At 64.9% G+C, this 20986-nt stretch carries 16 protein-coding genes; 8 read left to right on the top strand and 8 right to left on the bottom strand.

Annotated features, from left to right (window positions below):
• Nucleotides 1-42: 42 nt before the first annotated feature.
• A complete protein-coding gene (locus RFM41_RS12575) occupies nucleotides 43-2322 on the bottom strand; it encodes an NADP-dependent malic enzyme (protein WP_320249338.1) in 2280 nt (759 codons plus the stop codon).
• A 243-nt stretch (nucleotides 2323-2565) separates the two neighbouring features.
• Between RFM41_RS12575 and mutS the strand changes: the two genes are divergently transcribed.
• From mutS to RFM41_RS12560, 3 genes are all read left to right on the top strand, one after another.
• Complete coding sequence (gene mutS, locus RFM41_RS12570; RefSeq protein ID WP_320249340.1) at nucleotides 2566-5307, top strand: DNA mismatch repair protein MutS; 2742 nt, start codon at nucleotides 2566-2568, stop codon at nucleotides 5305-5307.
• Nucleotides 5308-5396: 89 nt separating this feature from the next.
• Nucleotides 5397-5864: a nuclear transport factor 2 family protein gene (locus RFM41_RS12565; RefSeq protein WP_320249341.1), complete on the top strand. Its 468-nt coding sequence runs from the start codon at nucleotides 5397-5399 to the stop codon at nucleotides 5862-5864.
• A 9-nt stretch (nucleotides 5865-5873) separates the two neighbouring features.
• Nucleotides 5874-6443, top strand: coding sequence for a TetR/AcrR family transcriptional regulator (locus tag RFM41_RS12560; protein ID WP_320249342.1), 570 nt, complete (start codon nucleotides 5874-5876; stop codon nucleotides 6441-6443).
• 9 nt (nucleotides 6444-6452) lie between these two features.
• Here the strand turns inward: RFM41_RS12560 and RFM41_RS12555 are convergent, their stop codons facing one another.
• The 4 genes from RFM41_RS12555 to RFM41_RS12540 form a co-directional block, all read right to left on the bottom strand.
• Nucleotides 6453-7262: an MBL fold metallo-hydrolase gene (locus tag RFM41_RS12555; RefSeq protein WP_320249345.1), complete on the bottom strand. Its 810-nt coding sequence runs from the start codon at nucleotides 7260-7262 to the stop codon at nucleotides 6453-6455.
• 131 nt (nucleotides 7263-7393) lie between these two features.
• The gene (locus RFM41_RS12550) at nucleotides 7394-8239 is read right to left on the bottom strand and encodes an aldo/keto reductase (RefSeq protein WP_320249347.1); all 846 of its coding nucleotides are present in this window, start codon (nucleotides 8237-8239) and stop codon (nucleotides 7394-7396) included.
• 89 nt (nucleotides 8240-8328) lie between these two features.
• Nucleotides 8329-8718, bottom strand: coding sequence for a CopM family metallochaperone (gene copM, locus RFM41_RS12545; RefSeq protein WP_320249348.1), 390 nt, complete (start codon nucleotides 8716-8718; stop codon nucleotides 8329-8331).
• A 42-nt stretch (nucleotides 8719-8760) separates the two neighbouring features.
• A complete protein-coding gene (locus RFM41_RS12540; protein WP_320249351.1) occupies nucleotides 8761-11262 on the bottom strand; it encodes a heavy metal translocating P-type ATPase in 2502 nt (833 codons plus the stop codon).
• 193 nt (nucleotides 11263-11455) lie between these two features.
• Here RFM41_RS12540 and RFM41_RS12535 point away from each other — a divergent pair, with 193 nt between their 5' ends.
• Together RFM41_RS12535 and murJ are read left to right on the top strand one after the other, a co-directional pair.
• A complete protein-coding gene (locus RFM41_RS12535; protein WP_320249352.1) occupies nucleotides 11456-14257 on the top strand; it encodes a [protein-PII] uridylyltransferase in 2802 nt (933 codons plus the stop codon).
• Nucleotides 14258-14297: 40 nt separating this feature from the next.
• Nucleotides 14298-15899 (top strand): murein biosynthesis integral membrane protein MurJ, encoded by a 1602-nt coding sequence (gene murJ, locus RFM41_RS12530; protein WP_320249354.1) that lies wholly within the window; start codon nucleotides 14298-14300, stop codon nucleotides 15897-15899.
• Here murJ and RFM41_RS12525 read toward each other — a convergent pair.
• A complete protein-coding gene (locus RFM41_RS12525) occupies nucleotides 15874-16278 on the bottom strand; it encodes a type II toxin-antitoxin system VapC family toxin (protein WP_320249357.1) in 405 nt (134 codons plus the stop codon). The genes murJ and RFM41_RS12525 overlap by 26 nt on opposite strands.
• The gene (locus RFM41_RS12520) at nucleotides 16278-16523 is read right to left on the bottom strand and encodes a type II toxin-antitoxin system VapB family antitoxin (RefSeq protein WP_320249358.1); all 246 of its coding nucleotides are present in this window, start codon (nucleotides 16521-16523) and stop codon (nucleotides 16278-16280) included. The genes RFM41_RS12525 and RFM41_RS12520 overlap by 1 nt, the downstream gene beginning before the upstream one ends.
• A 235-nt stretch (nucleotides 16524-16758) precedes the next feature.
• Here RFM41_RS12520 and trpS point away from each other — a divergent pair, with 235 nt between their 5' ends.
• Both trpS and RFM41_RS12510 read left to right on the top strand, forming a co-directional pair.
• A complete protein-coding gene (gene trpS, locus RFM41_RS12515; protein WP_320249359.1) occupies nucleotides 16759-17826 on the top strand; it encodes a tryptophan--tRNA ligase in 1068 nt (355 codons plus the stop codon).
• Between the two features lie 99 nt (nucleotides 17827-17925).
• Entirely contained in the window at nucleotides 17926-18417 is a 492-nt protein-coding gene (locus tag RFM41_RS12510; protein ID WP_320249361.1) for a universal stress protein, read from the top strand.
• Between the two features lie 112 nt (nucleotides 18418-18529).
• On the opposite strand, the gene RFM41_RS12505 is transcribed toward RFM41_RS12510, so the two are convergent.
• Nucleotides 18530-18850, bottom strand: a complete 321-nt coding sequence (locus tag RFM41_RS12505; RefSeq protein WP_320249523.1) for a hypothetical protein — start codon at nucleotides 18848-18850, stop codon at nucleotides 18530-18532.
• On the opposite strand from RFM41_RS12505, the gene RFM41_RS12500 reads away from it, so the two are divergent.
• Entirely contained in the window at nucleotides 18734-20878 is a 2145-nt protein-coding gene (locus RFM41_RS12500; RefSeq protein WP_320249520.1) for an amylo-alpha-1,6-glucosidase, read from the top strand. The genes RFM41_RS12505 and RFM41_RS12500 overlap by 117 nt on opposite strands.
• The last annotated feature ends 108 nt before the right edge of the window (nucleotides 20879-20986 follow it).

The following is a 20986-nucleotide window of genomic DNA, read 5'->3' as shown; positions in this document are numbered from 1 at the left end:
ACTGCTGGTCCTGTGGGGGGCTTTCGACGCGCCGGCCGCGCGTCAATTCCCCGCCGTGTAGGCGGCGATCGCCGCCATGTTGACGATGTCCGAGTCCTTGGCGTTGAGCGACACGATCTGGACCGGCTTGTTGAGGCCTACCAGCAGCGGGCCGATGACGGTCGAGCCGCCGAGCTCCTGCAGCATCTTGGTCGAGATCGAGGCCGAGTGGAAGGCCGGCATCACCAGCACATTGGCCGGACCGGTCAGGCGGATGAACGGATACTGCGCCATGGCGCGCGGGTTCAGCGCCACATCGGCCGCCATCTCGCCGTCATACTCGAAATCGACGCGGCGCTTGTCGAGGATACGCACCGCCTCCTGCACGCGCTCGGAGCGCTCGCCCTGCGGATGGCCGAAGGTGGAATAGGCAAGCATGGCGAGCCGCGGCTCGTAGCCCATGCGGCGGGCGAAACCGGCGGCTTCCTCGGCGATGTCGGCGATCTGCTCGGCGTTCGGCATGTCGTGCACGGCGGTATCGGCGACCAGCACCGTCCTGCCGCGCGCCAGCACGATCGACACGCCGATGACGCGATGGCCAGGCTTGGCGTCGATGACGCGGCGCACGTCGTCAAGCGCGGTGGAATAATTGCGGGTGACGCCGGTGACGATGCCGTCGGCATCGCCCAGCGCCACCATGCAGGCGGCGAAATGATTGCGGTCGTTGTTGATCAGGCGCTGGCAGTCGCGGAAGAGGAAACCCTTCCGCTGCATGCGCTCGTAGAGATAGTCGGTGTAGATGCCGTTGCGGCGCGACAGCCGGGCATTGATGATCTCGAGGCCCGACTTGTTGAGGTCGATGCCGGCATTCCTGGCATTGTCCTTGATGACATCGTCGCGGCCGAGAAGGATCGCCGTGCCGAGCTTCTGATTCACATAGGAGACGGCGGCGCGCATCACCTGCTCCTCCTCGCCCTCGGCGAAGACGATGCGCTTGGGCTGGCGGCGCACGCGGTCGTAGATGCGCTGCAAGGTCGAGGCGATCGGGTCGCGGCGGGCGGACAGTTCCTGCGCGTAGCGGTCGAGATCGAGGATCGGCTTGCGGGCGACGCCGGATTCCATCGCCGCCTTCGCCACCGCCAGCGGGATCGCCGAGATCAGGCGCGGATCGAACGGCACCGGGATGATGTAGTTGGGGCCGAATTTCGGCCGGTTGCCCTGATAGGCGGCGGCGACGTCGTCCGGCACGTCCTGGCGCGCCAGCTCGGCCAGCGCCCTGGCGGCCGCGATCTTCATCTCGTCATTGATGGTGGTGGCGCGCACATCCAGCGCGCCACGGAAGATATAGGGAAAGCCCAGAACATTGTTGACCTGGTTGGGGTAATCCGAGCGGCCCGTGGCCATGATGGCGTCGGTGCGGATCTCGGCCACTTCCTCCGGCGTGATCTCGGGATCGGGATTGGCCATGGCGAAGATGATCGGGTTCTTCGCCATCGACCGCACCATGGCAGGCGTCAGCGTGCCCTTGGCGGAAACGCCAAGGAAGACGTCGCAGCCTTCCAGCGCCTCGGCGAGGCTGCGCGCTTCGGTCTTGACGGCATGCGCGGACTTCCACTGGTTCATGCCTTCGGTGCGGCCCTGATAGACCACGCCCTTGGTGTCGCACAGGATGACATTTTCCGGCGCAAAGCCCATCGCCTTCATCAGTTCGATACAGGCGATGCCGGCGGCGCCCGCACCGTTGCAGACCATCTTGGTGGTCTTCATGTCGCGGCCAGTGATCTCCAGCGCGTTGATCAGCCCGGCCGCCGAGATGATGGCCGTGCCATGCTGATCGTCGTGGAAGACGGGAATGTCCATCAGCTCGCGCAGCCGCTGCTCGATGATGAAGCATTCCGGCGCCTTGATGTCCTCGAGATTGATGCCACCGAAGGAAGGCCCAAGGAAGCGCACGCAGTTGATGAACTCGTCGGCGTCCTCGGTCGCCACTTCGAGGTCGATCGAATCGACATCGGCGAAGCGCTTGAACAGCACCGCCTTGCCTTCCATCACCGGCTTGGAGGCCAGCGCGCCGAGATTGCCGAGACCGAGGATGGCGGTGCCGTTGGAGATGACGGCGACCATGTTGCCACGCGTCGTATAGTCGAAGGCGCGGCTCGGATCCTCGGCGATGGCGCGCACGGGAACGGCGACGCCGGGGGAATAGGCGAGGCTCAGATCACGTTGCGTCGCCATCGGCTTGGTGGCGACGATCTCCAGCTTGCCGGGTCGTCCCATGGCGTGGAATTCCAACGCCTCCTCGGGACTGACGGAGGGGCCGCTGCTTTCGGTTTTCCTTGCCATGATGCTTTTGGTTTCCTCGCCTTGTGCGGCACCGCTTGGACGGGTGCTTCCTTATGGGATTCCAGGACTAAGGCTACAGACGGCCGCTGTAAACCGCCATGCACGGCAAAGCTCATTGAATGCCGATGAGGTTGCTCAGGGAACCGGCGCCGCGGCACCAACTGGCAGCATGGCCCTGAGCTTTCCCCTGCTTTTCGAGCGGCCGGCATTAAACCGCGCTGGCCGATCTGCTAGCGTTCCGACATGAACATGCACATGCCGACAGATCCCGACGCCCAGGAGACGACGACGACTGCGCCCGCCACGGGCGGCGTCACGCCGATGATGGAGCAATTCATCGAGATCAAAGCGGCGAACCCGGATTCGCTCCTGTTCTACCGCATGGGCGATTTCTACGAGCTGTTCTTCGACGACGCGGAGAAGGCGAGCCAGGCGCTGGGCATCGTTTTGACCAAGCGCGGCAAGCACCAGGGCCACGACATTCCGATGTGCGGCGTGCCGGTGCATGCGGCGGACGATTACCTGCAGAAGCTGATCGCCCAGGGTTTTCGCGTTGCCGTCTGCGAGCAGATCGAGGATCCGGCCGAAGCCAAGAAACGAGGTTCCAAATCGGTGGTGCGCCGCGACGTGGTGCGGCTGGTCACGCCCGGCACCATCACCGAGGACAAGCTGCTCGCGCCCTCGGAATCGAGTTTCCTGATGGCGCTCGGCCGTGTGAAAGGTGGCGGCGCCGCGACCAGCCAGGCGAGCTTTGCGCTTGCCTGGATCGACATTTCGACCGGTGCCTTCCGCGTTGCCGAGACGAGCGCCGAGCGGCTGCTTGCCGACATTTTCCGCGTCGACCCGCGTGAGCTGATCGTCGCCGAGCCGGTTTTTCACGATCCGGAGCTCAGGCCGGTGTTCGACATCCTTGGCCGGGTCGCCAACCCGCAGCCGCCGTCGCTGTTCGATTCGGCGTCGGCCACAAGCCGCATCGCGCGCTTCTTCGACGTCGCGACACCGGACAGCTTCGGCACCTTCTCGCGCGCCGAGCTGTCGGCGATTTCCGGCGCCATCACCTATGTCGAGAAGACGCAGAAGGCCGAGCGTCCGCCGCTGTCGCGGCCCGAGCGCGAGGAGCAAGGCTCGACGCTGTTCATCGATCCGGCGACGCGCGCCAACCTGGAACTTTTGCGCACGCTGTCCGGCAGCCGGGAGGGCTCGCTGTTCAAGACGATCGACCGCACGGTGACCGGCGGCGGCGCGCGCTTGCTGGCCGACCGGCTGATGGCGCCGCTGACCGACCCGGCGGCGATTTCGGCGCGACTGGATTCGGTCTCCTTCTTCCGTTCTGAAGTGCGGCTCTGCCAGGGATTGCGGGCGAGCCTCAAAAGCGTCGCCGACATGCCGAGGGCGCTATCCAGGCTGGCGCTCAACCGCGGCGGCCCGCGCGATCTGGGCGCGCTGCGCGCCGGCTTCGAAGCGGCCGGCGCGATCGCCGAACTGTTCGCGGCGGCCGTCCTGCCCGCCGAGCTCGCCGCCGCACTTACCGCGATCAAGGCCTTGCCCGAGGCGCTGGCCCGCCATCTCAGCGAAGCGCTCGACGACGAGCTGCCGCTGATCAAGCGTGACGGCGGCTTCGTGCGGTCGAGCTACAATGCCGAGCTCGACGAGATGCGGGCCTTGCGCGACGAATCGCGAAAGGTGATCGCCGGGCTGGAGCGCTCGCTGATCGAGGAAACCGGCATCCGCTCGCTGAAGATCCGGCACAACAATGTGCTCGGCTATTATATCGAGGTCACCGCCAACCATCACTCGATCATGACCGGCAGCGACGCCGCCAAGGCGCGCTTCATCCATCGCCAGACCATGGCCAACGCCATGCGCTTCACCACGACGGAACTGGCGGAGCTGGAATCGAAGATCGCCAACGCCGCCGACCGGGCGCTCAGCATCGAGCTCGCCGCCTTCGACCGGCTGACTGCGGAAGTGGTGGGCGAGGCCGAACGGATCCGCGCCGGCGCCGACGCGCTTGCGGCTCTGGATGTTTCGTCGGCGCTGGCATTGCTTTCCGAAAGCGAGGGCTGGTGCCGGCCGCTGGTGGATTCCAGCCTCGCCTTCGAAATCGCCGGCGGGCGCCACCCGGTGGTCGAACAGGCGCTGCGACGCTCCGGCGAGGGACCCTTCGTCGCCAATGACTGCGACCTGTCGCCCGAAGGCGGCGCCAAGGCCGGCGCGATCTGGCTGCTCACCGGCCCGAATATGGGCGGTAAATCGACGTTCCTAAGGCAGAATGCCTTGATCGCCATCCTCGCCCAGACCGGCTCCTTCGTGCCGGCCGAGAGCGCTCATATCGGTGTGGTCGACCGGCTGTTCTCGCGCGTCGGCGCCTCGGACGATTTGGCGCGCGGCCGCTCGACCTTCATGGTCGAGATGGTCGAGACGGCGGCGATCCTCAACCAGGCCAGCGAGCGGGCGCTGGTGATCCTCGACGAGATCGGCCGCGGCACCGCCACTTTCGACGGCTTGTCGATCGCCTGGGCGGCGGTGGAATATCTGCATGAGAAGAACCGCTGCCGGGCGATCTTCGCCACGCATTTCCACGAGATGACGGCGCTGGCGGGCAAGCTCCCCCGGCTGCACAACGTCACCATGCGGGTCAAGGAATGGGAAGGCGACGTCGTCTTCCTGCACGAGGTCGGCAAGGGTGCGGCCGACCGCTCCTACGGCGTGCAGGTGGCGCGGCTGGCCGGCCTGCCGGAAGCAGTCGTCGCCCGTGCCAAGGAGGTCCTGCATCAGCTGGAAGAGGGCGAGGTCTCGGGCAAGACCAACCGGCTGGTCGACGACCTGCCGCTGTTTTCGGTGGCGGTGAAACGCGAAACGCCGAAGCCTGCCAAGAGCGACGCGCTGGGTGACGCGCTCGGCGCGATCAATCCCGACGAGATGACGCCGCGCGAGGCCCTGGAGGCGCTCTACCGGCTGAAGGGACTGGCGACAAAGCAATAGCATCTTTCCCGTCGTCACTTGGGCCATTGACTCATTGTACCAATCGGTACAATGTCGGTTATCGACGACTGAACCGACAGGAGATTTTCATGAGCCGCCGCCCGCCATTGCCGCCCTTCACGGCCGAGACAGCGGCGCAAAAGGCGCGCCTTGCGGAGGACGCCTGGAACAGCCGCGACCCGGAGCGGGTTTCGCTTGCCTATACCGAGGACAGCATCTGGCGGAACCGGGCCGAATTCGTCTCAGGCCGCGGCGAGATCGTCGGCTTCCTCAAGCGCAAATGGGCGCGCGAGCTGGACTATCGCCTGATCAAGGAGGTCTGGACCTGGAACGAAAACCGCATCGCGGTGCGCTTCGCCTATGAATGGCGCGACGACAGCGACCATTGGTTCCGGTCCTACGGCAACGAGAACTGGGAATTCGACGAAGCCGGGCTGATGCGCCGCCGCGTGGCGAGCATCAACGACCTGCCGATCACCGAGCGCGAGCGGAAATATCATTGGCCGCTCGGCCGCCGGCCGGACGACCATCCCGGCCTTTCGGAACTCGGGCTTTAGGGCGAGTGGATGCGGCGCATCGCGCCCGACCGCGACCAGTTGCTGGGAATCATTGCGGAAGTCTTCCGCGAGCATGGCTATGAGGGCGCCAGCCTGGCCCTGATCGGCGAGGCGACGGGGCTCGGCAAGGGAAGCCTCTACCACTTCTTTCCCGGCGGCAAGGAGGAGATGGCGAGAGCCGTCATCGCCCATATCGACGGCTGGTTCGAAGATAATGTCTTCGCGCCCATGCGCGACGGCGCCGATCCGTTGGCCGGGATCGAGCACATGTTTTTGGCGACGGACAGCTATTTCCACTCGGGGCGCCGGGTTTGCCTGATCGGCGCCTTCGCGCTGGATGAATCGCGCGATCTCTTCGCCGGCCAGATCGGAAGCTATTTCGGCCGCTGGGTCGTGCATCTTGCCGGTGCGCTGGAGCGATCCGGGCATCCACAAGGCGAGGCCGCCGAGCTGGCCGAGGAAGCCGTGGCCGCCATCCAGGGCGCGCTCACGCTGGCCCGCGCCGCCAATGACCTCGATGTGTTCTCAAGGGCCTTGCACCGACTGCGGATGCGGCTTGTGCTGCCGGCCAAGATCTAGCTCGGGATCCTACAAGCCTTCGAAGCGGAAACCCGTTTCGGTTCGGGAAACCCGGCCGACGCCCGGTGAATCGAGATGCGCTCCCGCAACGCACCAGGCGTTGTCGGCGGCAAGCGCCAAAATGCGCAGCCGGGTTGCCCGCGCCCGATCCTGGTCGGCATCGAATTCCCATGTGATGTCCGGTCGCTCGAACTGAAGCGAGGGCACATGCACGAGGTCGCCCCAGACCAGCAATGTCTCGCCGCGGCTCGTGACACGAAAGCAGGTATGGCCGATCTCATGGCCCGGCGCGGCGACCGCCTCGATGTTCGCGCTAAGGCGCTGTCCGGAGTCCGAAGGTTCTGCTCGATCGTGGAAGCGGCTCAATCTCGCTACCGACCGGAACATGTCGAGTTCAGGCCGAGGGACAAGCAAGCGGGAGAATTGCGGGAAGCCGTCGCGACCATCCGGAAGGACGAGCCCGTGGATATGGTCGAGATGGGTGTGGGTGAAGGCAACCGTACGTATCCGATCGACGGCGATCTTCGCCTCGCTCAGCGCCTGCGGCAGGAACCCCATCGTCGGGTGCCAGGCGTTGGAGGATCCCGTATCGATCAGCGTGATTGCTTCGCCGTCGTCGACGGCGAAGGCGTTGACTGACAATCTGAGCGCGCCGTCGAAGAGTGGTATCTGCGAGGGGAGATCGTCACCAAAGGGCTTGTCGCCCGGCTGGCGCAGACGTCGGACCGGCATGTCGACATAACCGTCGCGCAGCGAGGTGACGGTCAAGTCGCCGATTTTATAGGCCGTGTGATGAGCTCCGGCTGAAATTCGTTCCAATGCTTTCTCGCTTTCAACCGAGGTTTTCGGCTAGCGCGTTTCACCGTTTCATGGAAACGGCGAAACGCCCTATCTCTTTGTTTTTACACAATTCCCGACGGAAAACCGCCCACACTTTTCCTGGAATTGCTCTAGATCATCTCCAGGCCGCGCTTGCGCGTCGGCGGCGGGAAGGCCCGGTCGAGATCGGCGAAATCCTGCGCCGTCAGCTTGATGTCGAGCGCGGCGGCGTTCTGGCGGACATGCTCCTGGCGGCTGGCCTTCGGGATGGCGATGACGCCCGGCTGCGCCATCACCCAGGCAAGCGCGATCTGCGCGGCGGTGGCGTTGTGCCGGGCGGCGACAGCCTCGAGCCGTGCATTGCGCGCCAGCGCGCCCTGCTCCACCGGCGAATAGGCCATCAGCGGAATGCCGCGCTCCGCGCACCACGGGGCCAGATCGAATTCGGGGCCGCGCCGCGACAGGTTGTAGAGCACCTGGTTGGTCTGGACATTGCCGCCAGGGACCAAACCGACAAGATCCTCCATCTCGTCGGTATCGAAATTGCTGACGCCCCAGTGCCGGATCTTGCCTTCAGCCTTCAGGGCCTCGAAGGCTTCAACGGTTTCCGACAGCGGCACGCTGCCCGGCCAATGCAGCAGATAGAGATCGATGCGGTCGGTGGCGAGGCGCTTCAGGCTGTTCTCGCAGGCGCGCTTCACGCCGGCGCGCGAGGCGTTGGTGGGCAGCACCTTGGAGACCAGAAAGGTCTCGTCACGGCGCCCGGCGACGGCTTCCGCCACCACTTCCTCGGCGCCGCCACTGGCATACATCTCCGCCGTGTCGATCAGCGTGATGCTGAGGTCGAGCCCGAGCTTCAGCGCCGCGACCTCATCGGCGCGGCGGCGGTGGTCCTCACCCATCTTCCAGGTGCCCTGGCCCAGCACCGGAACGGTTTCACCGGACGGCAGCTTCAGGGTTCCGACTGTTGACGGCATGGCTTTCTCCGCGTGAGGCCGGATCGCAGCACAGCCTTGGCCTGAAATCCAGACCAAAGCCGCCTGGCCGTCCGGATTTCCCGCAGTGGCTACTTCGCCGGATGCTTGGCGAGCCAGTCTTTCATTTCCTTGATCTCGGCCTCCTGCGCCGTGACCACGCCTTCGGCAAGCTTGCGGATTTCCGGGTCCTTGCCGTTGGCGATCACCACCTTGGCCATGTCGATGGCGCCCTGATGATGCGGGATCATGCCGCGGACGAAGTCGACATCGGCATTGCCGGTGTATTTGATCATCATGTCCTTGTGCATCTTCTTCATCGCCGCCTCATAGCCCGTAGTGGCCGGACTCTGGGCGCCCATCGCCATCTTGGACATGTCGTGCTTCATCTCCTCGGACGAGGCCGGCACGCTTTCGAGGAAGACTGCAAGCAGCATTCCAGCCGCCATCAAAAGCAGCACGATTTTCTTGGCCAGGGTCATTCAGGTCTCCTTGTGGTTGGGGTTCGTATCTGGGGGTTTTGCTCAGAGTTTCAACGTTCTCAGCCGCAACGCGTTGCCGATCACCGAGACCGACGACAGGCTCATCGCCGCCGCGGCGATCATCGGCGACAGCAGCGTGCCGGTGAGCGGATAGAGCACGCCCGCCGCGACCGGCACGCCGAGCACGTTGTAGAGGAAGGCGAAGAACAAGTTCTGGCGGATGTTGCGGATCGTCGCCTGAGCGAGCGTGCGCGCCCTGACGATGCCGTTCAGGTCGCCCTTGACCAGGGTGATGCCGGCGCTTTCGACCGCGACATCGGCGCCGGTGCCCATGGCGATGCCGACATCGGCGCTGGCCAAAGCCGGCGCGTCGTTGACGCCGTCGCCGGCCATGGCGACGACAGCGCCTTTGCCGCGCAACTCTTCCACCAGCGCGCTCTTCCCGTCCGGCAGCAGGCCGGCACGGATATCGTCGATGCCGAGCCTGCCGGCGATGGCTTTCGCCGTGCGCTCATTGTCGCCTGTCGCCATGATGATGCGCAGGCCCTTGTCGTGCAGGGCTCTGATCGCCTCGGCGGTCGTTGCTTTTACGGGATCGGCGACAGCGACGATGCCGGCGAAGCTGCCGTCGACGGTCACGAACATGGCCGTCTTGCCCTCGGCCTGCAGCGCCTCGGCACTGGCCGCCGACGTGCCGACGCCGAGGTCCGCCATCATCGCCGCATTGCCGAGCGCGACCTTCCGGCCCGACACGGTGCCCGAAACGCCCTTGCCGGTGACGGCTTCGAAATCGGCTGCGTCGACCAGCTTCAGGCCGCGCGCGGCGGCGCCCTCGACGATCGCCTCGGCCAGCGGATGCTCCGAGCCCTTTTCGAGCGCGGCGGCGAGGCCGAGCAGCTCGTTCTCATCGATGCCCCCGGCCGCAATGACGTCCGTCAGCCCCGGCTTGCCCTCAGTCAGCGTGCCGGTCTTGTCGACGATCAGCGTGTCGACGGCGGCAAAGCGCTCCAGCGCCGCCGCTTCCTTGATCAGCACGCCGGCATGCGCGCCCCGCCCGGTCGCCGTCATGATCGACATCGGCGTGGCAAGGCCGAGCGCGCAGGGACAGGCGATGATCAGCACCGACACCGCCGAGACGATGGCGAAGATCAGGCTCGGCTCGGGGCCGAACATTGCCCAGGCGATGAAGGCGACGATTGCCACCAGCACGACCGCCGGCACGAAGTAAAAGGACACGCGGTCGGCCAGCCCCTGGATCGGCGCGCGCGAACGCTGCGCCTTGGCGACCAGCTCAACGATGCGTGACAGCGTGGTTTCGGCGCCAACCTTCTCCGCGCGCATGACCAGCGAGCCGTTCTTGTTCAGCGTGCCGCCGGTGAGCGCGTCGCCTTCCGTCTTCTCGACCGGCAGCGGCTCGCCGGTGATCATCGATTCATCGAGCGCCGAGCGGCCCTCGAGCACGATGCCGTCGACCGGCACCGCATCGCCGGGGCGGATGCGAAGCCGATCTCCGGTCTTGACGCTGTCGAGCGGCACGTCCCTCTCGGCGCCGTCGGCACCGATCAGCCGCGCCGTCTTCGGCGCAAGGTCGAGCAGGGCGCGAATGGCCGAGCCGGTGCGCTCGCGGGCGCGCAGCTCCAGCACCTGGCCGAGGAAGACCAGCGCGACGATGACAGCGGCGGCCTCGAAATAGACCGGCACCGCGCCGTCATGGCCGCGGAACTGATGCGGAAAAATGTCCGGGAACAGGGCGGCGACCACGCTGTAGAGATAGGCGGCGCCAACGCCCAGAGAGATCAGCGTCCACATATTCGGGCTGCGGTTGAGGATCGATTCCCAGCCGCGATGGAAGAACGGAAACGCCGCCCACAACACTACGGGGCTTGCGAGCGCCAGCTCCGCCCAAGTCTTCGTGCGACCGTCGATGAGGCTCTCGAAGCTGAAGCCCAGCATCGGCGCCATGGCGACGATCAGGAGCGGCACGGAAAGCGCCGCGCTGACCCAGAAGCGGCGCGTGAAATCGATAAGCTCGGGATTCGGGCCTTCCTCGCCCGTCGGCACGCCCATCGGTTCCAGCGCCATGCCGCAGATCGGGCAGGAACCGGGCTTGTCGCGGATGATCTCGGGATGCATCGGGCAGGTGTATTGCGTTCCCTTCGGCATCGGCTGCGGCTCGGGCCGGTCGGCGACGTATTTTGCCGGCTCGGCTTCGAACTTGCCCCTGCAGCCGGCGGAGCAGAAATAGAAGCCCTGCCCTTCGTGGCGGACGAAATGCTTCGCGCTGGCGCGGTCGACGCTCATGCCGCAGACGGGATCGGTGGCCGTCAGGTAGTTCTCGGGCCCGGCCTGGAATTTCGTGCGGCAGCGCTCGCTGCAGAAATGAAACGTCCGGCCGCCATGCTCGGCCGTCGGCTTGCCGGCGGCCGGATCGACCGTCATGCCGCAGACAGGGTCGCGAATCACCGCTTCGGCCGCGGGCTCGGCGCTCTTGGCGGAGCAGCAGGTGCCGCCATGCGCATGATGGTGATGGTCGGAATGGGTCATCGGCAATGCCTCGGAATTTCTCGAATTGAGGCGGAGGTAGTCCTTCCAGTAACAGGAAGGTCAAGGGGCCGATTTCCACTTTTGCGAAAATCGGCCGGGCGATTGCGGATTGCACGCCTCGCTGCGCGACGGCAACTGGCGCCGCCGGCCCCCCATACACAGCGCCGCTAAAACAGGCTATAGACGCCGCCGAATGGCAAAGATCTCCCTGAAACTCGACGAAATCATCGATGGCGACGTGCTGCGCCGCGACCTGACCGCGCTGACGGCGGCAAGCGCCGGCGATGGTTCGGGACCGGCGGTTCGCACTGCTGTCCTCCAGCTGCTCAAAGGCAGATTGGCGGAAGGACGAAAGATCGCCGAGGCCATGCTCAAGCAGGATGGCGGCGGCAATGCCTGCGCCGAGCGGCTCTCGCATCTGATGGATGAGCTGATCCGCGCGCTCTATGATTTCGCCGCCACTCATGTCTACCGGGTCAAGAACAGGTCCGCGGCCGAGCGCATGGCGGTCGTGGCGGTCGGCGGCTATGGCCGCGGCACGCTGGCGCCGGGCTCCGACATCGACCTGCTTTTCCTCTTGCCCTACAAGCAGACGCCGTGGGGCGAGCAGATCGTCGAATACATGCTCTACATGCTGTGGGACATGGGGTTGAAGGTCGGCCACGCCACCCGCAACATCGAGGAGTGCCTCAGGCTCTCGCGCAGCGACATCACCATCCGCACCTCGATCCTGGAAGCGCGTTTCCTGTGGGGCGAACGCAAGCTCTATGACGAGCTGCTGAGCCGCTTCGACCACGAGGTGGTGCGCACGACCGGGCCGGAATATGTGCAGGCCAAGCTCGCCGAGCGCGACGAGCGACACGCCAAGGCCGGCGAAAGCCGCTATCTGGTCGAGCCCAATGTCAAGGACGGCAAGGGCGGGTTGCGCGACCTGCAGACTTTGTTCTGGATCGGCAAATACTTCTACCGTGTGCGCACCGGCGAGGAGCTGGTCGAGAAAGGCGTCTTCACCGAGGCCGAATACCGCGAATTCCAGAAGGCCGAGGATTTCCTCTGGGCGGTGCGCTGCCATATGCATTTCCTCACCGGCAAGGCGGAGGAGCGGCTGCATTTCGACATCCAGCGCGAGATCGCCGAGCGGCTGGGCTATACGACGCATCCCGGCCTGTCAGCGGTCGAGCGCTTCATGAAGCACTATTTCCTCGTCGCCAAGGATGTCGGCGACCTCACGCGCATCTTCTGCGCGGCGCTCGAGGAAGAGCAGGCCAAGCATGTGCCGGGCTTCAACCGTATCTTCCTCACCTTCCAGCGGCGCAAGCGCAAGCTTGCCGGCACAAGCGATTTCATTGTCGACAACCACCGCATCAACATCGCCGACGACAGCGTGTTCGAGCGCGATCCGGTCAACCTGCTGAGGCTGTTCTGGTTTGCCGACAAGCACGGGCTGGAGTTCCACCCGGATGCGCTGAAGCTGCTGACCCGTTCGCTTGGCCTGGTCAACAAGTCGCTCCGGCGCGACGAGGAAGCCAACCGGCTGTTTCTCGATATCCTGACGTCGGACCGCAATGCCGAGCTCAATCTCAGGCGCATGAACGAGGCCGGACTGCTCGGCAGGCTGATCCCCGATTTCGGCAAGATCGTCGCCATGATGCAGTTCTCGATGTACCACCACTACACGGTGGATGAACATCTGATCCGCTGCATCGGCGTGCTGGCCGAGATCGAGCGCGGCGACGGCGCGAAAGTACATCCGCTGTCGCATTCGCTGATGCCTGGGCTGAAGAAAAGCCGCGAGGCACTCTACGTCGCCGTGCTCTTGCACGACATCGCCAAGGGCCGGCCGGAGGACCATTCGGAAGCCGGCGCCCGGATCGCCCGGCGCATCTGTCCGCATATGGGGCTGTCGGCGGCCGACACCGAGACTGTCGCCTGGCTGGTCGAGAACCATCTCGTGATGTCGATGACGGCGCAGACGCGCGACCTCAACGACCGCAAGACGATCGAGGATTTCGCCTCGATCGTGCAATCGGTCGAGCGGCTGAAGCTGCTTTTGATCCTTACCGTCTGCGATATAAGGGGCGTCGGGCCGGGTGTGTGGAACGGCTGGAAGGGGCAGCTGCTGCGCACGCTTTATTTCGAGACCGAGCTGTTGCTGACCGGCGGTTTCTCCGAAGTGTCGCGCGCCGAGCGCACTTCCGCCGCGCGCGAGCAGCTGGCAGAGGCGCTGTCGGCCTGGCCGGCCAAGGAGCGCAAGCGCTATGTCGCGCTGCACTACGAGAACTATCTGCTCACCGTGGACCTGCCCGATCAGCTGCGCCACGCCGAGTTCGTTCGCGAGGCGGATGCGGCCGGCAAGAAGCTCGCCACCATGGTCAAGACGCACGAATTCGAGGCGGTGACCGAGATCACCGTGCTGGCGCCGGACCATCCGCGCCTGCTTTCGATCATCGCGGGCGCTTGTGCCGCGGCCGGTGGCAACATCGTCGACGCCCAGATCTTCACCACCTCTGACGGCCGCGCGCTCGATTCCATCCTGATCTCCCGGGAGTTCGACCTCGACGAGGACGAGCGCCGTCGCGCCGAGCGCGTCGGCCGGCTGATCGAGGACGTGCTGTCCGGCAAGAGCTGGCTGCCCGAGATGATCGAGAAGCGCACCAAGCCGAAGCGCGGCGCCAAGGCTTTCAGGATTCCGCCGCGCGCCGAAATCCGCAACACGCTGTCCAACCGCTTCTCGGTGATCGAGGTCGAGGGTCTCGACCGGCCGGGGCTGCTCTCCGAGATCACCGGAACGCTCTCCGACCTCTCGCTCGACATCGCCTCGGCGCATATCACCACCTTTGGCGAAAAGGTCATCGACACCTTCTACGTCACCGACCTGACCGGACAGAAGATCGACAGCCCGACGCGCACCGCCGCCATCCACAAGCGGCTGATCGATACGCTGGAGGGCAATTCGTCGGAACGCAACGGCAAGGCCAAGGCGGCGGCCGAGTGACCATCCATTTGACGCAATTTTTCTGGCAGTCATTCCCAGCATGAGCCTCGTCAAGAAATTCGCCACCGTCGCCTCCGGCACGCTGATGAGCCGTGCGCTCGGCTTCGGCCGCGAGATGCTGATGGCGGCGGCGCTCGGCACCGGGCCGGTCGCCGACGCCTTCAACGCCGCCTTCCAGTTCCCCAACACCTTCCGCCGGCTGTTCGCCGAAGGCGCCTTCAACGCCGCTTTCGTGCCGTTGTTCGCCAAGGAGATCGAGCAGCATGGCAACGAGGGCGCCAAGCGCTTCTCGGAGGAAGTGTTCGGCGTGCTGTTTTCGGCGCTGCTGGCGCTGACCATCGCGATGGAGCTGGCGATGCCGCTGATCGTGCGCTACCTGGTGGCGCCAGGCTTTGCCGACATTCCGGGCAAGTTCGAGACGACCGTCACGCTCGCGACGATCATGTTCCCATACCTCATCTGCATGTCGCTCGGCGCCATGATGGCCGGCATGCTGAACTCGCTGCGCCGCTATTTCGCGGCGGCGATCGCGCCCGCCTTCCTCAACATCATCCTGATCAGCGTGCTCGCCTATGCCTGGTATCATGGGCTCGACGCGCATGATGTCGGCTTCGGGCTCTCCTGGGGCGTGCTGGCGGCGGGCATCGTGCAGCTCGCCATCGTCTGGGTGGCGGTGCGTCACGCCGGCATCTCGATCGGTTTCCGCCGGCCGAAGATGACGCCGAATGTCAAGCGGCTGCTGATCCTGGCGCTGCCGGCGGCGATCACCGGCGGCATCACGCAGATCAACCAGCTGATCGGCACGGCGATCGCTTCGGCGCAGAACAGCGCCGTGTCGTCGCTGGCCTATGCCGACCGCATCTACCAGTTGCCGCTCGGCGTCGTCGGCGTGGCCGTGGCAATCGTGCTGTTGCCGGAACTGTCGCGGGCGCTGAAATCGGGCAATCTGGTCGAGGCTGCAAACCTGCAGAACCGCTCGGTCGAGTTCACCCTGTTCATGACGCTGCCGGCGGCGTCGGCGCTCTGGGTGATGTCGGAACCGATCGTGCGCCTGGTCTACGAACGCGGCGCCTTCGCAGCCAACCATTCGACGCCGATCGTCGCCTCGATCCTGGCGATCTTCGGCCTCGGCCTGCCGGCCTTCGTGCTGATCAAGGCTTTCACGCCCGGCTATTTCGCGCGCGAGGACACGCGCACGCCAATGATTTTCGCGGCCATCTCGGTCGGCGTGAACGTCGCCACGGCGCTGACCCTGTTCCCATCGATGGGCGCGCCGGGTATCGCGGTCGCTTCGGCCGTCGCCGGTTGGGTCAACGCGCTGATGCTGCTCGGCATGCTGATCAGGCGCGGCCATTGGGGCCGGGACGTGCCGCTCTTGAAACGCATTCCCCGGCTGGTGCTCTCCGCGGTGATCATGGCCGCGGCGCTTTATTTTGCCGAGCGCCACTTTGCCACGCAGATCGGGCCCGGGTCACCGCTGGTCGTGAAGGCAACGACCGTGCTTGCGCTGGTCGCCGGGGGCGCCGCGCTCTATTTCGTCGCCGCCTTCGGCACCGGCGGCGCCGATTTCGGCATGGTTCGCAGGAACGTCAAGCGCGGGTCGAAGGCACCGCCTGTCACGGGACAGTCTCCAGATCCGTGAGCCTGAATTCGTCGGCTGTGGAGAGCATCGGAGCGGCGTAGTAGCGAGCGCAGGCGTAGTGGAAACAATCGGCCAGGTTCAGGCGCATGGCGTTGCTGCGAAATCGTGATGCGGCCTCAATGGAGAGCGACGCTGCCTCGGGCGCGGGGGGAAGCTCGCGCAATGCAATTGCTCGCTCTTCGAGAAAGCGGCCCACAATTTCTGCACTTCTGGCGACCGGTATGGCCAGCTTTTCCGGTCGCGCTAGCGCCATCGCTGCCTCCCAAACGGCGATGGCGGAAGTAAACGGTGCCGACGCTTCGGTGACCGCTCGCGCGCAGCGCTCCGCTTCGACCTCGTCGCTTAGCATCGCGACGATGGCTGCTGCGTCGACAAACATCAGTCGTCGCCAGACAATTCGTCGTAGACCGAGCGAGGCAGCGGCTTGCGCGCCTGCTCGCTGAGCTTGATCCCAAACTCTCCCCGCAGCCGTGCTGCCGTTTCCAAAGGTGTTTCACGATTTCGGCGACGCTCCAATGCCTCTCGCATCGCAATCACGATCGCCTCGGTGAGACCTACGCCTTCAGCCTTGGCGAAAGCGCGTGTTAGCCTGTCGGCCTCCTTATTGTTGATGTTGATGGTCAAAGCTACATTCCTTTATGTAGCTCGAAAGATGTAGCTAGTGCGCGTGAATGTCAATGCCCCGCTAAGTCACAATCAGCCCAGAGCGTGCCTCTTGATCGGATGCCGTGCTTCGTCCATAAGCGCGCCGTCGAAAGACTTTCGCCGCGCGCGGTTTCCAGCCGCATGATTGGCTCCAAAAAGTCTGCAACTTTTTGGAATCATGCTTAGACGGCCCTCCACAAGCCATGAGGAACTCATGTCCGCCTTCAAGCCACTCGTCTTTTCGGGCGTCCAGCCGACCGGCAATCTGCATCTCGGCAATTATCTCGGCGCCATCAAGAAATTCGTCGCCCTCCAGGAACAGTCCGATTGCATCTATTGCGTCGTCGACATGCATTCGCTGACGGCGCAGCTCGTGCATCAGGACCTGGGCGACCAGACCCGCTCGATCACCGCGGCGTTCCTCGCCTCCGGCATCGACCCGAAGAAGCACATCGTCTTCAACCAGTCGCGGGTCATCCAGCACGCTGAGCTTGCCTGGATTTTCAACTGCGTGGCGCGCATCGGCTGGATGTACCGGATGACGCAGTTCAAGGACAAGGCAGGCAAGGACCGCGAGAACGCCTCGCTCGGCCTGCTCGCCTATCCGAGCCTGATGGCGGCCGACATCCTGCTTTACCGCGCCACCCATGTGCCGGTGGGCGAGGACCAGAAGCAGCATCTGGAGCTCACGCGCGACATAGCGCAGAAATTCAACAACGACTTCTCGGAAAAGATCGCGGCGCTCGGCGTCGGCGTCGAGATGCAGGTCGGCGAAGAGACGGTGAACGGCTATTTCCCGATCACCGAACCGGTCATCGGCGGCCCTGCGGCGCGCATCATGAGCCTGCGCGACGGTTCCAAGAAAATGTCGAAGTCGGACCCGTCGGACCTGTCGCGCATCAACCTGACCGACGATGCCGACACAATCTCGAAGAAGATCCGCAAGGCCAAGACCGATCCGGAGGCCTTGCCGAGCGAGATCGACGGGCTGGAAAGCCGGCCCGAGGCGGAAAACCTCGTCGGCATCTATGCCGGCCTCGCCGAGATCTCGAAGGAAGACGTGCTGAAGGAATATGGCGGCCAGCAGTTTTCCGTGTTCAAGCCGGCGCTTGCCGACCTTGCCGTGGAGAAGCTGGCGCCGATCGCTTCCGAGATGCGCCGCATCGAGGGCGACCGCGCCTATGTCGACGCCGTGCTCAAGGATGGAGGCGACCGGGCGCGGACGATTGCCGAAGGCACGATGAAGACCGTGCGCGACATCATCGGCCTGCTGCAGGACTGATCGACAGGTTCCGTAGGACCATTGCCGTGCCGGCCGGCGGCTTGCCGCCGGTTCGCGGCGGTGGCAGATTGCGACCGAAACCATACCGAGCAGATAGACATGGTCTCCAAACGCCTCAGCCGCGAAGCCGGGCATCGTAGAAAATTCCTGGCGATCATCGACGACACGCCCGAATGCGAGCGTGCCGTCGCCTATGCCTCGAAGCGGGCGCAACACACCAGCGGCGTGCTGGTGCTGCTCTATGTCATCGAGCCGGATGATTTCCAGCACTGGCTGGGCGTGGAAAAGATCATGCGTGAGGAAGCGAACGCGACGGCGCGCGGAGCACTCGACGGCTACGCCAACAAGGTGCGCCAGAGCGTCGGGATCGAGCCGGAGCTTGTGGTGCGCGAAGGCAAGCCGCCCGAAGAGATCCATAAGCTGATCGAGGAAGACCAGGACATCGCCATTCTGGTGCTGGCGGCCGGCGCCGGCAAGGAAGGTCCGGGACCGCTGGTCAGCGCGGTCGCCGGCCGCGGCGCCGCGTTCCCCATCCCGGTCACGGTGGTGCCGCAGAACCTGTCCGACGAAGAGATCGACAGCCTGGCCTGAGTTGCGAAGGCCTTCCGGCCAGCGCTGGGCTTCTTATCCGCGGCGCACATACCCTAAGCCAACACAAGAATAACCCTACCCTTGGCCGGCGCTTTCGGAGCGCCATTTGGAATCATGTGCGCATTCCAATGGAGGGCCGATGACCGAAACGGATCAAGGGGCAGGCCGACGCGAACAATCGAGGGCGAAAGCCGTGGGCGCAGGTTCGCAGGCGCGGCCGCGCCCGCAGTCGGCGCGCACCCAGGAAAAAGCCCGGCAGACGCCGCATGCGCAGCGCGAACGCAAGCATCGCGTGCTGGCCAAAGGCCATCCGGCCATGGTCGACAGCATCGCCGGCGCGATCACCGTCAAGAGCCTCGATCTCTATTACGTCATCGCCGCCGACGCGCAGATACCCGTGAGCGGCGGGCACGGCTTCGGGCTTTATTTTCATGACTGCCGGTTCATCGGGGGCTATCAGATGACCTTGGCCGGCCTGACGCCGGTCGTCCTGGCCTCGACCGCCCAGAAAGGGTACGCGGCGCTCTTCGAACTGACCAATCCAGACCTGCACTCCAACAAGAATCGCTTGATCCCCAAGGATGAGCTCAGCATTCGCTGGGAGCGCATTCTGGACGCCGAACAGACATGCGTCAGGGAAGTCTTGACCATCCAGAATCTTGGACATGAGGCGCATGACTTTCCGCTGAGCTTGCAGTTCGGCGCCGGTTTCGAGGATATCTTCAACGTCCGCGGGCTGGTGCAGCAGAATCTCGGCAGGGCCGAACGGCCCGCCTGGCGGGATGGCAGGCTGTATTTCGCCTATCACGGTGCCGACCGGCTCCGCAGGATGGCGACGATCGCATTCTCGCCCCGGCCTGACGCCACGCACAAGACGGCGGCCGAATTCCGGATCGATGTGCCGGCCGGAGCCGCACGAACCATCGCGGTGACCATCGCGCTGGAGGAGCAGCCGGAAGACGCCGAGGCCGGGCAACTGAACCAGCGCCCGGCGGACACGCTCGACGGCGTCGCCGGCAAACTCCGGACCAATTCCGAAGAATGGCTGGAGCAGCATACGAAGCTCGACAGCGACAGCCTTCTGCTCAACAGCATCATGGAGAGATCCCTGCGCGATGTCGCGATGCTGCGCTCGGAATTGGGGAGCCGTGAATATTTTGCCGCCGGCGTGCCATGGTTCGTTGCCCTGTTCGGGCGAGACAGCCTGATCGTTGCGCTGGAAATGCTGGCCTTCCAGCCGGAGATCGCCGCCCAGACGCTGCGTCTTCTCGCCAGCTATCAGGGAAGCCGAACGGATCGATGGCGGGAGGAGCAGCCCGGCAAGATCCTGCACGAACTGCGCGTCGGCGAGCTCGCGCGCGCTGGCGATGTTCCTCATGCCAGGTTCTACGGCACGGTGGACGCTACCCCGCTCTTCCTGTTGCTTCTCGGCCGTCATGCCGCCTGGACCGGCGATCTCGACCTGTTTCGCGAATTGCAGGCGCCGGTGGAAAAGGCGCTGGACTGGATCGCCAGGGCCGGTGACGATCATGGCGAGGGCTATCTGAAGTACCGGTGCAGGTCCGCCGAGGGTCTCGTCAACCAGGGATGGAAGGACTCGGGCGACGCGATCGCGAGAGCCGATGGCAGCCTCGCCGGGCCGCCGATCGCCCTCGTCGAGGTGCAGGGCTATGTCTTTGCCGCCAAACAGGCCATCGCCGACCTTTATGAGCGCAGCGGCGAAGCTGGTCGCGCAAGACAGCTTCGCCAGGAGGCCGACAGGCTTCGAAGACGCTTCAATCGTGACTTCTGGTGCGAGAACCAAGGGATCTTCGCCCTCGCGCTGGAAGCAAGAAGCCGCCCGGTCGCGGTCGTTTCCTCAAACCCCGGGCACGCGCTGTGGTGCGGTATCGCGGACCGCGACAAGGGCCGCCGTTCCGTAGCTCGGCTGATGCAGGACGACATGTTCAACGGCTGGGGCGTGCGCACGCTCGCCACCTCGGAGCGGCGCTACAATCCCGTCGGCTACCATCTCGGTACCGTCTGGCCGCACGACAATGCGCTGGTGGCGGCCGGCTGCCGGCAATATGGCGAGGACGACGCGGCGCTGCGGATCTTCACGGGCATCGCCGAGGCCGCGATGCACTTTCGCCACCACAGGCTGCCGGAAGCGATGGCGGGCTTTCCGCGCGCGGATTTCCAGGTACCAGTGCATTACCCGGTGGCTTGCCACCCCCAGGCCTGGGCGGCCGGAACAGCGCCCTTCCTGCTGACGGTGTGCCTTGGCCTGGAACCCGACGGTTTCGCGAACAAGCTGCGGATCGTGCGACCGCGGATGCCCGGTTTCGTGAACCGTATCGAGCTTCGCGGATTGCGTGTCGGCAAGAGCAGCGCCGATCTCGAATTCAGGCGAACCGGCGATGGCGCCGAAGTCGATATCCTGCAGACGAGTGGACAATTGACCGTCGAAGCTGGAGGATGAGGGTTGCCACGGTTCGGACATCCCGCCATGGCAAAAACATTCCGCCAGCCAGCCGTTCCTAGCGACGCGTTTCGCTTGAATGTCCAGCCGATAGAGCCTATTTAGAAT

The organism is Mesorhizobium vachelliae, from assembly GCF_033977325.1.
In the GTDB taxonomy this organism is placed as follows: domain Bacteria; phylum Pseudomonadota; class Alphaproteobacteria; order Rhizobiales; family Rhizobiaceae; genus Mesorhizobium; species Mesorhizobium vachelliae.
The sequence above is the reverse complement of the archived record's forward strand: the minus strand, read 5'-3'. Positions and strand labels throughout refer to the sequence as shown.